The organism is Xenorhabdus bharatensis (assembly GCF_037996705.1).
Taxonomy (GTDB): domain Bacteria; phylum Pseudomonadota; class Gammaproteobacteria; order Enterobacterales; family Enterobacteriaceae; genus Xenorhabdus; species Xenorhabdus bharatensis.
In genome coordinates, this window is sequence record NZ_JBBMXG010000024.1 from 51,173 (window position 1) to 67,006 (window position 15,834).

At 43.4% G+C, this 15,834-nt stretch carries 14 protein-coding genes and 1 pseudogene; 5 read left to right on the forward strand and 10 right to left on the reverse strand.

Annotated elements, in window-relative coordinates; genetic code table 11:
* Positions 1-98: 98 nt before the first annotated feature.
* Together AAC855_RS18475 and AAC855_RS18480 are read right to left on the reverse strand one after the other, a co-directional pair.
* Positions 99-713, reverse strand: coding sequence for an FMN-binding negative transcriptional regulator (locus AAC855_RS18475; RefSeq protein ID WP_340611512.1), 615 nt, complete (start codon positions 711-713; stop codon positions 99-101).
* Between the two features lie 113 nt (positions 714-826).
* Positions 827-1,642 carry a hypothetical protein gene (locus tag AAC855_RS18480; protein ID WP_340611513.1) on the reverse strand — a complete coding sequence of 272 codons (816 nt, stop codon included), beginning with the start codon at positions 1,640-1,642 and terminating at the stop codon, positions 827-829.
* Between the two features lie 275 nt (positions 1,643-1,917).
* On the opposite strand from AAC855_RS18480, the gene acnA reads away from it, so the two are divergent.
* Entirely contained in the window at positions 1,918-4,608 is a 2,691-nt protein-coding gene (acnA, locus tag AAC855_RS18485) for an aconitate hydratase AcnA (RefSeq protein ID WP_340611514.1), read from the forward strand.
* Positions 4,609-4,704: 96 nt separating this feature from the next.
* On the opposite strand, the gene ribA is transcribed toward acnA, so the two are convergent.
* Positions 4,705-5,301: a GTP cyclohydrolase II gene (gene ribA / locus AAC855_RS18490; RefSeq protein WP_340611531.1), complete on the reverse strand. Its 597-nt coding sequence runs from the start codon at positions 5,299-5,301 to the stop codon at positions 4,705-4,707.
* A 512-nt stretch (positions 5,302-5,813) separates the two neighbouring features.
* Between ribA and AAC855_RS18495 the strand changes: the two genes are divergently transcribed.
* From AAC855_RS18495 to yciH, 4 genes are all read left to right on the forward strand, one after another.
* Positions 5,814-6,134, forward strand: a complete 321-nt coding sequence (locus tag AAC855_RS18495; RefSeq protein WP_340611532.1) for a LapA family protein — start codon at positions 5,814-5,816, stop codon at positions 6,132-6,134.
* A 6-nt stretch (positions 6,135-6,140) separates the two neighbouring features.
* A complete protein-coding gene (gene lapB / locus AAC855_RS18500; protein ID WP_340611515.1) occupies positions 6,141-7,310 on the forward strand; it encodes a lipopolysaccharide assembly protein LapB in 1,170 nt (389 codons plus the stop codon).
* Positions 7,311-7,394: 84 nt separating this feature from the next.
* Positions 7,395-8,135 (forward strand): orotidine-5'-phosphate decarboxylase, encoded by a 741-nt coding sequence (gene pyrF / locus AAC855_RS18505; RefSeq protein ID WP_340611516.1) that lies wholly within the window; start codon positions 7,395-7,397, stop codon positions 8,133-8,135.
* Positions 8,128-8,451: a stress response translation initiation inhibitor YciH gene (yciH, locus tag AAC855_RS18510; protein ID WP_228863058.1), complete on the forward strand. Its 324-nt coding sequence runs from the start codon at positions 8,128-8,130 to the stop codon at positions 8,449-8,451. Before pyrF ends, yciH begins: the two co-directional genes overlap by 8 nt.
* Before the next feature lie 89 nt (positions 8,452-8,540).
* Here the strand turns inward: yciH and bla are convergent, their stop codons facing one another.
* From bla to AAC855_RS18545, 7 genes and pseudogenes are all read right to left on the reverse strand, one after another.
* The gene (bla, locus tag AAC855_RS18515; protein WP_422824405.1) at positions 8,541-9,464 is read right to left on the reverse strand and encodes a class A beta-lactamase; all 924 of its coding nucleotides are present in this window, start codon (positions 9,462-9,464) and stop codon (positions 8,541-8,543) included.
* A gap of 116 nt (positions 9,465-9,580) precedes the next feature.
* Positions 9,581-11,521 (reverse strand): exoribonuclease II, encoded by a 1,941-nt coding sequence (locus AAC855_RS18520; protein WP_340611517.1) that lies wholly within the window; start codon positions 11,519-11,521, stop codon positions 9,581-9,583.
* 913 nt (positions 11,522-12,434) lie between these two features.
* On the reverse strand, positions 12,435-13,070 hold the full coding sequence (gene nth / locus AAC855_RS18525) for an endonuclease III (RefSeq protein ID WP_340611520.1): 636 nt from the start codon (positions 13,068-13,070) through the stop codon (positions 12,435-12,437).
* Between the two features lie 14 nt (positions 13,071-13,084).
* Entirely contained in the window at positions 13,085-13,789 is a 705-nt protein-coding gene (locus tag AAC855_RS18530; RefSeq protein WP_340611521.1) for an electron transport complex subunit E, read from the reverse strand.
* Positions 13,790-14,416 carry an electron transport complex subunit RsxG gene (gene rsxG / locus AAC855_RS18535; protein WP_340611522.1) on the reverse strand — a complete coding sequence of 209 codons (627 nt, stop codon included), beginning with the start codon at positions 14,414-14,416 and terminating at the stop codon, positions 13,790-13,792. It abuts the gene before it with no gap.
* A gap of 10 nt (positions 14,417-14,426) precedes the next feature.
* Positions 14,427-15,506, reverse strand: a complete 1,080-nt coding sequence (rsxD, locus tag AAC855_RS18540) for an electron transport complex subunit RsxD (RefSeq protein WP_340611523.1) — start codon at positions 15,504-15,506, stop codon at positions 14,427-14,429.
* Between the two features lie 12 nt (positions 15,507-15,518).
* A pseudogene (locus tag AAC855_RS18545) lies at positions 15,519-15,834 on the reverse strand (electron transport complex subunit RsxC); the annotation flags it as partial.

Genomic DNA, 15,834 nt, shown 5'->3' on the forward strand with positions numbered 1-15,834 from the left:
TATATAATATAATGATATATGTATTTATTATTCCAAAACATTATTTTAAGAGAGACGTCTATCATCAACAGGTTATTTTTTATATAGAAGAATGTAGGCTATTCCCCTGTGCCGATATTTCGTTTTTTCATATAGTTAGCAAGTTCTTTACTGTCTGGCATTTTACTTTCCTTCAAAGCGGTAAAAACGCCTCTTTGATCACCCTGATTTTTATGCTGACCTAATTTTTCTTTTGCATGTATTTCAGTGATGATGATTTTAAATCCGACAATTGCCTGACGTTGTTTATTGAGATATTCCTCTGGCATTAACTCTGTATTGTTCATTAGCCCTGGTTCATATTTATTCACTAACTCTTCTAAAGTTGATTGAGTTTCATTACTATTTAAAAATTTTGTGACACCGTAACAATGAACAGCAGTGTAATTCCAGGTGGGTACAGCGTGTTCAGATTCATACCACGTAGGTGATATATAGGCATGAGGGCCGGTAAAAACGGCTAGAACAGGCTGATTCTCTAATTCTTTCCAGTGCGGGTTGGCCTTAGATATATGGCCGTATAGCGTACCATATTCTCCTTCATCGGGACTCAATACTAAGGGAAGATGTGTTCCGGCCAAAGAGGGAGAAACCAGCAATCCAAAGCTATAATTAGAAATAAACTTAGCAATATCTTCTCTGTCCTTCATTTTCATTTTGTGAGGTGTATACATGTTTATCACTCCGATAACAATGAATTTAGCTGGTTTCAGAATAACGCTGAAATAACAATATAACAATCGTATATAAATATATTATTTAACCCAAATCTTATAATTTTCTGCCTTTAAAACTCGCCGCTAAAAAAGTTGTCTGATTTTTCTATTGATGCTCGTTTGTTTTTAAGGAGAAAACCCTCAAACGCTGATTTTATTTCTGGATCTTCCAATGCTTGATAATCAAATAATGACACGCAGGAAGAATAATTAAATTCAACATTGATTGTTTCATTGGAAGCGCAATTTGAAGTGACTTCTGAATTTGTTCTATCAAAATCCAGTTTATAGAGCTTTATTTTTGGAATATATATGACCTGATTGTCGTTCCCGACTGCCTCAATGATGCTCGCCAGCGTGATTGTTGAATAACGGTCATCATTTTTTTTAAGCCCGAGCCTGATCGCATCTCCCTGTTTTTGCAGAAATTGTGAAAAACTCTTCATACCCGGAGAGTTTGTATTCACAACGATATCCATGATCAGCTGTAATAAATTAGTTGCGATAGAAAATCCCTTCATAACATGTTGATATGTTTGCTTTTCAATATTTCTGACACTCATTAATGGCAGCTTTCCCATAATATCACCCCAGAACTGAACATCTGTTCTGTACTGTCGGCCACGGGTATCCGAGTATCTGATAATATAATCGGTCGCAATAGAAGAAAGGGCTATCTGAGTTTTTTTTATATCGTCCATCTTCTTCATAACACTCGATTTATCATTGAGTTGTGATGCAATGACAAATTGAACTAAGCCGTCAGTATCGCTGAATCGATGGTCAGAGAGAGTGAAATGATCTTCGATATTATGACAAAAAAATTGTTCAGCCTGTTTTATCTGATTTAGATAATTTTCACGCTTAATAATAATTTCGTTATCCATAATTCACCTTCCGATAGTTAATAAATAATAATATGGGCGATGATAATTTTCGGGGCACTGAATATCAGTTCCGGCCATCAATAGAACATATCTATTTTGTGGGTGTCATCACTAAAGTTTGTCAATAAGTGAGGAATTACAGCGGGTTGGCAAAATATGTGAAAGCTGAATAACAATTATCGACTAGTATGTTATGTTTAATCATATATATCCGTCGTTTTTCAAATTGAAATTCATAGGATATAGCTGGTCATAAATATAAAAATGGAGGAGTTATGTCGTCTAAATTGAAAACGGGCTGTGCCTCAACACTTTCCATTAGTAGTGAAGCTTCTGGCAGTAAGACCTACCATTATTACAGTTTACCTCTGCTATCTGAGCAACTGGGTGAAATATCCCGCCTTCCGAAATCCCTAAAAGTTCTGCTTGAAAACCTTCTGCGTAATATTGATGGTGATTCTGTTGTTGAAGATGATCTGAAAGCGCTGGTGGCATGGCAAAAAAGCGGTCATGCTGAGCGTGAAATTGCTTATCGTCCTGCCCGTGTATTAATGCAGGATTTTACCGGTGTACCTGCCGTAGTCGATCTTGCTGCAATGAGAGAGGCAGTTTTAAGGCTTGGTGGCAATGTAGATCAAGTGAATCCGTTATCACCGGTTGATCTGGTCATTGACCACTCTGTCATGGTGGATAAATTCGGTACTGAGCAGGCGTTTGAAGAGAACGTTCAGATTGAGATGGAGCGTAACTATGAACGCTATTTATTTTTACGCTGGGGGCAAAAAGCCTTCAATCGCTTCCGGGTTGTTCCTCCCGGAACAGGTATTTGCCATCAGGTTAACCTTGAATATTTAGGCAAGGCGGTTTGGTATGAAAACCGCGACGGAAGGGATTTTGCCTACCCAGATACATTGGTTGGTACCGATTCTCATACCACAATGATTAACGGTCTCGGTGTGCTTGGGTGGGGGGTCGGCGGCATTGAAGCCGAAGCTGCGATGCTAGGGCAGCCAATTTCTATGCTGATCCCGGATGTGGTGGGTTTTAAGCTGACAGGGAAATTACGCGAAGGGATCACCGCGACTGACTTGGTGCTGACTGTTACACAGATGTTGCGTAAACATGGTGTCGTCGGCAAATTTGTTGAATTTTACGGCGATGGTCTGGCTGATTTGCCATTGGCAGATCGGGCGACGATTGCCAATATGTCGCCGGAATATGGCGCGACTTGTGGTTTTTTCCCTGTTGATGATATTACTCTGAGTTATATGCGGTTAACCGGACGCAGTGAAGATGAAATTGCGCTGGTTGAGGCTTATAGCAAACAGCAGGGATTATGGCGTCATGCAGGAGATGAGCCCATTTTTTCCAGCAGTCTTGAGCTGGATATGTCCACGGTAGAAGCCAGTCTGGCGGGGCCAAAACGTCCTCAGGACAGAGTTGCATTAGGTCATGTTCCACACGCTTTCCAGTCTGCAATGGATCTGGATATCAACAGAAAACAGGGGCTGCAATCATCTATCCCTGTGACAGTAGATAACCAGACGTTTTCTTTGCAGGAAGGGGCTGTAGTGATTGCAGCTATTACTTCCTGTACTAATACTTCCAACCCCAGCGTATTGATGACAGCTGGTTTACTTGCGAAAAAAGCGGTTGAGAAGGGGTTACAACGGCAACCGTGGGTTAAAACGTCACTGGCACCGGGTTCTAAAGTGGTAACAGAATATCTGAATCTGGCCGGATTTATGCCTTATCTTGAAAAGTTAGGTTTTAATTTAGTGGGATACGGCTGTACTACCTGCATTGGTAACTCAGGGCCGTTGCGGGATGAGATTGAGGCAGCGATTAAACAATATGACTTGACAGTCGGAGCTGTACTTTCCGGTAACCGAAATTTTGAAGGACGTATTCATCCACTGGTCAAAACTAACTGGCTGGCTTCTCCGCCACTGGTCGTGGCCTATGCTCTTTCCGGTAGTATGAAGCGCGATCTGACCAGTGAGCCGATAGGGCAGGATCAGCAAGGGCGTGATGTCTATCTGAAAGATATCTGGCCGAGCAGTAAGGAAGTTGCTGAAGCGGTGGAAAAAGTCAGAACTGATATGTTCCACAAAGAATATAGTGCGGTGTTTGACGGTGATGAAAACTGGCAGGCGCTGGAAGTCGAAAGCTCAGCCACTTATTCCTGGCAGCCGGATTCAACCTATATTCGTCTCCCACCTTTCTTTAGCCATATGACACACGAACCTGAGCCGGTAACAGATATCCATCAGGCTAATATTCTGGCCATTCTGGGTGATTCAGTCACAACCGACCACATTTCTCCCGCAGGGAATATCAAAGCAGACAGTCCGGCAGGGCGATATTTACAAGAACACGGAGTAGCTCCGAAAGATTTTAACTCGTATGGTTCGAGGCGCGGAAATCACGAAGTTATGATGCGTGGGACATTTGCTAATATTCGTATTCGCAATGAAATGGTGCCCGGTATTGAAGGGGGATATACGCGTCACATCCCGTCACAAAGCCAACTGGCTATTTACGATGCGGCGATGCGTTATCAGGAAGAGAAAAAACCGTTGGCCATTATTGCTGGTAAAGAATATGGTTCGGGCTCCAGTCGTGACTGGGCGGCGAAAGGAACCCGCTTATTGGGGGTCAGAGTGGTTATTGCTGAATCTTTTGAGCGAATTCACCGTTCTAACCTGATTGGCATGGGGGTATTACCACTGGAGTTTCCACAGGGCATCTCTCGTAAAACCCTTAACTTGATTGGGGATGAATTCATTGATATTGGCGGATTGAGTGATATCAAACCCGGGCAGATTATTGTTGTAAAAATTACTTATCCTAATGGGGATAAAACTCAGGTTAATGCTCATTGCCGTATTGATACCAATACCGAACTCGCCTATTTCTATCATGGTGGCATACTGCATTATGTTATCCGCAATATGTTGAAGTAAAAACGATTAAAAATAAGCATTGCTGAGATGAAAAACTGCGCCCACACCGACGCAGTTTTTATTTTCTTTTTTGTAGAAAGAATTTATAGAAAGAAATTAACTGGATTTGGGCAGCAGATGCCCCATCAGGCGTGCTTTTGTATCAAGGTAGTAAGCATTATTAGGGTTACGCCCTACAATCAGTGGCACTCGCTCGACTATATTAATGCCTGCTCCGACCATAATCTCCATTTTTTGCGGATTATTCGTCAGAAGACGGATAGCATGAACACCCAGTAATTTATACATGTCTGAACACAGAGTGAAATCTCGCTCATCGGCAGCGAAACCTAACTGATGGTTCGCTTCGACAGTATCAACACCTTTATCCTGCAATGCATAGGCCCGGATTTTATTCAGCAGACCAATATTGCGGCCTTCCTGGCGGTGATACAGCAGAATCCCCCGGCCTTCCTGACTGATTTGTGACAGAGCAGCTTCGAGCTGAAAACCACAATCACACCTTAAGCTAAATAAAGCATCTCCGGTCAGGCACTCCGAATGGATACGGGATAAAACCGGCTCATCACCGGAAATGTCACCATACACAAGGGCAACATGATCGCGGCCTGTTTCTATCTCTTCAAACCCAATCATCAGAAATTCGCCCCAGGGAGTCGGCAGTTTGGCTTCAGCTACTCGTGTTAGCTGTATGTTTGTATTCATATGTTGATTTAGCTCGTTACAATGACAATATTGTGATACTCAGAACAATACCAGTTTGGAAATCAGCTAAAACTACGCAAAAATTTTCTCTGATTACAGCGCATGTACGCATCGCGAGTATAACAGAAATTATGCTTATGTTCGTAGAGAAAGATATGCCGGATTTTCGGATAAAACACAGAAGAGACTATTGCAGTTTGCAGTAATATTAACATGCTAAACTGTAAACATATTTTTGTACATATCCAATGTCTTGATGCCGGTAAAAATCCATATAGAGATGATACATCTAGTTACTTGTTTTATTTGGATATGCTTGTTTAACGGAAAACAGTGATGGAATTACAGGCTGCGAAGCAGAATATTGTCACAAAAAGGGTGAAATATTGGTTTAGTGCAATAAAATACTTCCTTTGCGTAGATGAGAAATGCTAATTTAGCAAGCCACTATGTCTGTTATTTGGCATATCAATCAGCAACAATTGATAACAGGAAACAATGTGAAATATTTTCTGATCTTATTACTGGCACTGGTTGTTTTTGTTATCTCAGTGACACTGGGAGCAAATAATAATCAAGTGGTAACCTTCAATTATTTGATTGCCAAAGGTGATTATTCGATATCTACTTTGCTGGCGTTTCTGTTTGCTATCGGTTTTGCTCTTGGATGGGGAATTTGTGGCGGGTTTTATCTGCGCACCAGCATGTCGCTAAGACGCGCGAAACGTAAAATTAAGCGCTTGGAGACTCAGTTGGAACAGCCCGTTGAACTATCGACAAAAACTGTCTCTCAAGCCCCAGTGATTCTGGACAAGGAATAATACTCCATGTTAGAGCTGTTGTTTCTGTTGCTTCCTATTGCTGCCGCGTATGGTTGGTATATGGGACGCAGAAGTGCTCAACAAGATAAACAACAATCGGCAGACCGTCTGTCACGTGAATATGTTGATGGGGTTAATTTTTTACTTTCGAATCAACAGGACAAGGCAGTCGATCTGTTTCTTGATATGTTAAAAGAGGACAGCTCCGCGTTTGAAGCACATTTAACGCTGGGGAATCTGTTCCGCTCCCGTGGTGAAGTTGAAAGAGCCATCCGTATTCACCAATCTCTTATGGAAAGTGCCTCCCTGACATTTGAACAGCGTTTACTGGCTACTCAGCAGCTGGGTAGAGATTACATGGCAGCCGGGTTGTATGATCGCGCAGAAAATATGTTTGTCCAGTTAATCGGTGAAAAGGATTTTCGGGAGAGCGCACTTAATTCTTTGCTGACTATCTACCAATCAACCAGTGACTGGAGTAAAGCCATTGAGGTAGCAGAGAAACTGGTCAAACTGGGTAAACAGCAATTCCGCGAAGAAATCGCCCATTTTTATTGTGAGTTAGCTCTACAAGGAATGCGGGAAGATGGTTTCAGTGATGCAATCGGGTATTTGAATAAGGCAGCTCAGGCGAACAAAAATTGTGCTCGTGTATCGATCATGTTTGGTCGCATCTATATGGCCCAAAAAGAATATACCAAAGCAACTGAGGTGCTGAAACGTATTCTCGAGCAGGATAAACAACTGGTCAGCGAAGTCTTGCCGATGTTGCAGGAATGCTATAGGGATCTTGCTCAGCCGGAAGAATGGGAAGCCTTTATCCGGCGTTGCGTGGAAGAAAATTGCGGAGCAATTGCAGAGATCCATCTGGCCGATATTATTGAGCAGAAAGAGGGGCGTGATACGGCTCAGATTCATATTAATCGGCAGTTGGAACGTCATCCGACGATGCGTCTCTTTTATCGCCTGATGGATTACCATCTGGCTGATGCAGAAGAAGGGCGGGCTAAAGAAAGCCTGCTTCTTTTGCGTAATATGGTGGGTGAACAGATCCGGACTAAGCCAGATTATCGATGCCATAAGTGTGGCTTTACTTCTCGTTCACTTTATTGGCATTGCCCTTCATGTCGTTCATGGGACACGATTAAACCCATCCGTGGCTTGGATGGGCAGTGACAATGTCACTTTATTGGTGGCGTTTTTTATTTATAAAATTTTTATTCGCGAAATAAAATTCATTTTTAAATTAAAGGCTAAAAAATGACATCCCACACAGGTCAAACTTTAGGTAAACAAATTGAATCACCGGTTGTTGTTGCGTTGGATTATGACAATCAGGATGCAGCGCTGGCATTTGTCGATAAGATTGATCCTCAATCTTGTCGGCTAAAAGTGGGTAAAGAGATGTTTACATTGAATGGCCCACAATTTGTCCGTATGTTGCACCAGCGTGGTTTTGAGGTGTTTTTGGATCTCAAGTTTCATGATATTCCTAACACCACAGCAAGAGCTGTAGCCGCCGCAGCAGAATTGGGTGTTTGGATGGTCAATGTTCATGCCAGTGGCGGAGAAAGAATGATGACCGCTGCTAAAGAAATTTTATTACCTTATGGTAAAGATGCGCCATTGTTAATCGCAGTCACTGTTCTGACCAGCATGGATCAGTCTGATTTGTTAGGCACCGGGATTGATATGACGCCAGCTCAGCACGCTGAACGTCTGGCAAAACTGACTAAACAGTGTGGTCTGGATGGTGTGGTTTGTTCAGCTCATGAGGCACAACAGCTGAAAGCAGCATGTGGTCAGGAATTCAAACTGGTTACACCGGGTATTCGTCCTGAAGGTTCAGATGCTGGGGATCAACGCCGTATTATGACACCACCACAGGCAGTGCAGGCTGGTGTGGATTATATGGTGATCGGGCGTCCGATTACACGAGCGGAAAACCCGGCACTGGCATTGCAACAAATTAATGAGTCAATCGGGATTGTTCATGGATAATAACTCACGTCTGGTTTATTCAACAGATAGCGGCCGCATTCAGGAAGAAAAAGCTCCACCGGCTCGTCCTAAAGGTGATGGGATTGTCCGTATCCAACGTCAGACCAGTGGGCGTAAAGGCAAAGGTGTTTGTGTTATTACGGGAATTGATGCTGATGATCAGACCATTGCCAAACTAGCCGCGGAACTGAAGAAAAAGTGTGGTTGCGGTGGTTCAGTTAAAGATGGTGAGATTGAAATTCAGGGCGATAAACGCGATTTACTGAAACAGTTATTGGAAGCAAAAGGCATGAAAGTCAAACTGGCTGGTGGCTGATTTAGTTTCTATCTCACTTTATCAATCTTCACAAGCTATGCCATGTAACAGACTTATGGCATAGCTTGCATCATTTTCGCTATAGAATCTTACTCAGTCAGAGTCACTATACGGGCTGCTTCTGCCAGTACATCAGGGCGGGCTTTGGCATTTTTATCAGCGGGTTGAGTGAAATAAGTTACCAATACCAGTGGTGCTTGGTTTCCTGTCGGCCAGATGACGGCAATATCGTTGGTTGAGCCATAATCACAGCGGCCGGTTTTATCCCCGATAATCCAATTTTTTGGTACTCCTGCGCGAATACTGGCATTGCCTGTAGTATTTCCTTTCAGCCATTCCACCAGTTGCGTACGTTGATTTGTTGCGAGGAAATCACCTAAAGCCAGTTTATATAGGCTTTCTGCCATTGCCTGAGGTGTTGAAGTATCACGCTCATCACCCGGCTGAACCCGATTTAATTCCGGCTCTTTATGATCCAGCCGAAACATCGTGTCACCGAGAGTTCGGGCAAATGTTGTCACACTTTCAGGGCTACCTAATTGGTTAATGATCAGGTTCATGGCGGTATTATCACTGTATTGCAAAGTTGCTGCACTCAGCTCCGCCAGTGTCATACCCGTTTCAATATATTCTTCAGTAATCGGACTGTATTCAACTAAATCAGACTGTTTGTAGTTAACTCTTTGCTTTAGCAAATTTGTATCTGTTTCGCTTTTTTTCAGCAGAGCAGAAACTGCCATAAATTTACTGGTGCTACATAATGGAAAACGCTCATTTGCGCGATAGCCGATGGTGGAATTATCTGCACTATTGATTAAGACCACGCCAAGATGCCCATTGGCACTTTTTTCCAAGGCAGTCAGCTGATTAATTATTTGTTCTTGCTGAACGTTATCGAAAGATGCCTGAGAAGGGAAAATTATCAGAGTACTCAGCAAAGGTAATAGTGTTGCAGCACCATGTATAAACTTCGGTATGAATTTAGGGATAATTTTTTGTGTAGGGAATTTCATATGAAATTAAACGATGATTTAAGTTTTGTTATGAAACTGCCGCCTATAATAGCGGCAGTGTGTTTATGTTCTGGAAATCCCCGTTTTATTTGGGTATACCCTATTATGTTTGTGTGTTAACTAACAGGGCGCGCCACGATATTACGGGTTTCCATTCTGACTTCTTCAAGGCGCACATCGATAACATCGTTCAGACGGTAAACTGCTTCGCCTTTAATCAGGACAGAACCGGTTTCCTGACTGCATTGAAGCTCATCACGAACCGAATGCAGAAATGGCCCCGGAACGAAAGCAATTGCACCATTGTCAACCAGACGAACACGCAGGCCACCACGAGTGATATCAATAATCTCAGCAGCAAAGATTTTATCTGTGCCCGCATAAGGTTTGAGATAACGGGCATAGAGCCAGTCACCAACATCGCGTTCGGCCATACGGTTTGCGCGTCGGCGTTCGGACAGCTGCAAACAGACTTCTTCAGCCGGCTTCTCTGCCTCGGTTTGTTGAATAACAGCTTTCAGTAAACGGTGATTGATAATATCGCTGTACTTACGGATAGGAGATGTCCATGTGGCGTAAGCGTCAAAACCTAACCCAAAGTGTGGGCCCGGTTCAGTTTTGATCTCTGCAAAGGTCTGGAAGCGACGGATACGGCTATCAAGGAACTGAGTCGGTTGCTTATCCAGCTCACGGCGTAATTCACAAAACCCTTCCAACCCAATAAGTGCTTCCGGACAGGTTTCAATACTGTGCTCTTTGAGTACGTCAACAACCTGTTCAATCTGTGTAGGTTCAAAGCCGGTGTGAACGTTATAAATACCAAAGCCTAACTTATCGCGCAGGACTTTTGCAGCACAAAGGTTAGCTGCAATCATTGCTTCTTCAACAATGCGGTTTGCAGCGCGACGCTGTTCAGTAACAATGTCAGTAACGTTCCCGCCGTCATCCAGAATAAACCGATAATCAGGGCGATCCTTAAATACCAGAGCATGCTGTTGACGCCAGTTATTACGGCGTTCACACATTTCTTTCAACAGTGTAATTTGTTCAGTGACAGCATCTGAACCCGGTTTCCAGCCTTCCTGACCTTCCAGCCAGTCAGAAATTTCGTCATAAACCAGTTTGAATTTCGATTCGACCCAAGCGGCAAAGAATTGAATATCATCACCTAATTGACCATCTTCCAGAATGGAAACCTGACAAACCAGAGCAGGGCGGCGGGCATTCGGACGAAGTGAACACAAATCATCAGAAAGTTCGCGGGGTAGCATCGGAATATTGAAACCCGGCAGATAGTTGGTAAAGCTGCGTTGGTAAGCGATTGTGTCCAGATCGCTGCCAGCCTTGATATAAGCAGTCGGGTCTGCAATAGCAATAGACAGTTTCAGGCTGCCATCATCATTTTTAACAATGTGCAACGCATCATCCATATCTTCAGTCGTTGCACTGTCGATTGTGACGAAATTAAGGGAGGTCAGGTCGATACGCTCAAGAGAACCATCATCCAACTGGCAATCTGCCATTGAGGGTGCTTCACGCTCCAGACTGTGGCGCGTAAGAGTAACCCACCACGGAGCGAAATGATCATCACCGCGAGTAATATAACCGGTTATTTCAGCATTAAACCCGCGATCGCCTTTCAATGGATGACGGCGCATTTCAGCAACTGCCCAGTCGCCTTGTTCAAAACTATGTGTTACCTGGCTGGACGGTCGGCATGGAATCGAGTCTTTTAACAATGGATGGTCGGGAATAATCCACAGTCGGTTGTCATTTTCTTTTCTCTGAACCCGGCCAACAAAGCGGGTCAGGAAAGGTTCAATCAGTTCTTCTGGTTCAGCGACTTCTTTTTCTTTATCGGTATGGATAGCGGCACTGACACGATCGCCGTGCATCACTTTCTTCATATAAGGAGGAGGAATAAAGTAACTTTTTTGACCATCGACTTCCAGAAAGCCGAAGCCTTTTTCTGTTCCTTTGACTAAACCTTCCACACGCAAGGTTTGAGAATGTAGTTGCTGTTTTAGCTGAGCAAGCAGCGGATTGTTTTGAAACATAATAATCAGGAGAGTTATGGAGTTATTATCGATAATTTGGGTAATAGTTTTACGCGAATCGAGGGTATCGAGCAAGTAACATCTTATCAAAACACGAAAAAGTATTCGGAGAGGGTAATATTTATACAGCTCATAGATGATCATCCAGTAACAATAATAATATAAGATAAGGTGCTGGATATTCATTCAAAGGTTAGCTCTGAATTTAATATCTGATGAATATAGTTGGTTATTTAAATATTTTATTAGATTTAACTAAATATTGTTAATTCAATATTTATAAACGTTATCTGGTTAGATTATGTTGTTGTGTGAATTCATCGTTGATAATAAAAGAAGATGTTTTTTCTTTTTTATCCTAACTAATACCATTCTTATGACTCTTATTGTTGATTATCTTTTTGATTTTAAAGTTTATTTCTTGTTGTTTTTATGAGTATAGAAGAAGGTAATAGCGAGAGTTTTACTCTAAAAATAAATGTAACATTTGAGTTGGTGACTCTTTAAAAAAATAGACAGGCATGGATAGTTTTCAATTTTATTACCAGTGGGGACTGGATTACCTACAGCAAATTGAAAAGTTATCCAGTGAAGAAAAACCACATTTAGCAGAAAATTTTAATGGATATGACCCTGATATACTCGATAAACTTCAAGTTACAACGGGTAATATAGGGCGAGCCCTTATATCTCCCGCGTCTCGGGGAGATATAACACGCATCTTGACGTTGAATTAGTATATTGATCGGCTGAATCAGGGTTTTTCTGTGTTAATGGCTTGTTTGTATCAAAAAGTAGATGGCATTTTCCTGAAATTACTTTACCTCTGCTATAACAATTAAAAGCATTACCTGTTAAAGGAATTCCAGCAACCCATCCCCCGCCTGATTAGGCGGGAGATAATAGGAAGGATTTATAACTCAGTTTTATCCGCATACTCACACAGGTCTTCAATAATACAAGACCCACAACGTGGTTTACGGGCAATGCAGGTATAGCGGCCGTGTAAAATCAGCCAGTGATGACAATCAACCTTGAACTCGTCGGGGACGACTTTCAGTAGTTTTTTTTCCACTTCATCAACATTTTTCCCCGGAGCAAACTGCGTCCGGTTGCTGACGCGGAAGATATGGGTATCAACCGCTATAGTCGGCCAGCCAAACGCGGTGTTCAGCACAACGTTAGCTGTTTTACGGCCTACGCCCGGCAATGCTTCCAGCGCTGCGCGATCTTCCGGTACTTCACCCTGATGTTTTTCCAGCAAGATTCGACAGGTTTTAATCACGTTCTCGGCTTTGGTGTTATATAACCCGATAGTTTTTATATATTCTTTTAAACCATCAACGCCTAAATCGAGAATAGTTTGTGGCGTATTGGCGACCGGATACAGTTTTGCCGTTGCCTTATTTACGCTGACATCAGTCGCCTGAGCGGATAACAATACCGAAATCAATAATTCAAACGGTGAATTGAAAATCAGTTCAGTGGTTGGTTTTGGGTTGTTATCCCGTAAGCGAGTCAGAATTTCGACCCGTTTTTGTTTATTCATGCCTGATCACACCCTTAGCCTTTTGTGATATGGCTGCCGCAGCCTTTATCCACTTCATAGTGGCGTGTTTTATTATCTGAACGATTCTTGAGGCGTTCATCAATAATGTATTTTCCCGCCAGCATTAATCCTAAGCCGATAAAGGCACCCGGTGGCAGGATGGCGAGTAGGAATGGGGAATCCATATGAATAATTTCAATTCGCAGCACTTTAGCCCAGCTACCTAATAACAAATCTGCGCCATCAAACAGGGTACCATTACCCAGAATTTCACGCATTGCGCCAAGAACGAACAGGGCAAACGTTGCTCCTAGCCCCATAGCAATGCCATCAATCGCTGAGTGATAGATGGAGTTTTTTGATGCGTAAGCTTCTGCACGACCGATAACGATACAATTGGTCACGATCAGAGGAATAAAAATGCCCAGTGATTCATATAACCCGAATGCAAAGGCATTGATTAACATCTGAACGGCACTGACGACAGAGGCAATGATCATCACATAAATGGGAATACGGATTTCATGGGGAACCCAGCGGCGCAGGGCAGATACTGCAATATTGGTACTCAACAGCACCAACGTTGTTGCCAGCCCTAATCCTAATGCGTTGGTTGCAGTAGAAGAGACGGCTAAAAGGGGGCAAAGCCCCAGAAGCTGTACTAATGCAGAGTTGTTTTTCCATAACCCCTGAAAAAATAGGTTTTTGGTTTCACTCATTTATTTGGCTCCACATGTCGGTAATGAAGAGAGTTGTGCCGGAATGGTTTCCATGTAGATTGCCGTGCGTTTAACAGCGTTGACCACGGCACGTGGGGTAATGGTTGCTCCGGTAAACTGATCAAATTCTCCACCATCTTTTTTCACCGCCCAGTGCGGATCGCTTGGTGAGGTAATTTTCTTGCCGGAAAATGCATAAATCCAATTGGAAATACGGGTATCAATTTTATCCCCTAATCCTGGTGTTTCATGGTGTTCAGTCACACGAACCCCAAACACCTTGCCAGAAAAGTCAGCCCCGACCAACAATTGAATAGCACCTGAATAACCATCTGGAGCAGTGCTTTCCAGCGCTGCCGCAACAGGAACGCCATTTTTACGGGCGAGATAGAGACGATGAGGTTGTTGATTACCCAAAGCATCTGCTGTTACCAGATAGCACTCATTTGGCATATCGTTGTTATAGAGAGCGGGTGGAACAACCTGATCCAGTAATATCTTATGCTGTAATGCAGCCTGCTCTGCAATTCTGTCTTTTGTTAAAGAGTAGACAACCGCAGTTAAGCCCGTCGTGCAAGCGGCAAAAATGGCGAGAGTAATACCGTGACGTCGCATAGTTTCTAACATAGTCACTCCCTTATTTATGACCGTAAGCACGAGGCTGAGTGTAATTGTCGATCAGAGGTACACAGATGTTTGCCAGCAAAACAGCAAAAGCGACAGCATCCGGGTAGCCACCATAAACTCGAATTATCCAAATCAATAAACCAATAATGGCACCGTAAATCAGGCGGCCTTTCGGTGTTGTTGAAGCGCTGACCGGATCGGTGGCGATAAAAAATGCACCCAACATAGTTGCCCCGGAGAAAAGCTGTAGTAAAGGCGGTGAATAACGACCGGGGTCGATCAACCAGCTAATCAGGGCACAGCTTCCCAATACCAGAATAAATGCAGTTGGAATATGCCAGCTGATGATCTTACGGTTCAGCATAACTAATCCGCCAATCAGGTAAGCCACATTGATCCACTGCCAGCCAATGCCTGCCAGAGTCCCCTGCAAGATGGGCTGTTGTAATACTTCGCTTATATCATGAGTCAGTCTACCGGTTTTGAAACTGTCCAGCGGCGTGGCCTGACTTAATCCATCAATACCTTGCAAAAGTTGTAGCAGAGTCGATCCATCAGGTGTATGACCGGTGAAAACGACCATCAGACACTCCCAAGGCGTCAAAGTAACGGCCTGTAAGGAAGCGGGCGGCATCCAACTAGTCATTTGTACCGGAAATGAGATAAGCAGAACCACATAACCAACCATCGCCGGATTAAATGGGTTTTGTCCCAGACCGCCATAAAGGTGTTTGGCAATGATAATAGCGGAGAAAGTACCCAGAACGATGAGCCACCACGGCGCTAGCGGTGGCAGGCTGATCCCAAGCAGTAACCCGGTAACTAAGGCAGAGTTATCTTTAAGATAGGGTATAACCAGTTGTTTTTTTAATGTGATAGCAGCGGATTCTGCCAACAAAGCGGTAATAACTGCCAATAAGATCTGGATCAGCGTTCCATAACCAAAGAAGTAAGTTTGTAGTGCGATACCGGGTATGGCAGCAAAAACCACCCATAACATAATTTGGCTGGTATTTTTTTTACTGTGTGTAAAAGGCGAACTGGCGACTTTTAACAGGTTATTGTCAGTATTGACTGGCCTAAATTTCATCGATAAATGTCACTATTCTGTTAGAGTTTCTTGTTTTTCCTGAGCGGTTTTTTTCGCTTTGACGCGAGCAATCGCGGCTGCAACAGCGGCTTTACGCGGATCGATTTCTTCCGAAACCGCAGGCTGTACGTCTGGCACGGAAGTCGGTTCAGGCTGAGCCTGAGCGGTTTTTTTCGCTTTGGCACGGGCAATCGCGGCTGCAACAGCGGCTTTACGTGGATCGATTTCTTCCGAAACCGCAGGCTGTACGTCTGGCACGGAAGTCGGTTCAGGCTGAGCCTGAGCGGCTTTTTTCGCTTTGGCGCGGGCAATCGCGGCCGCAACAGCG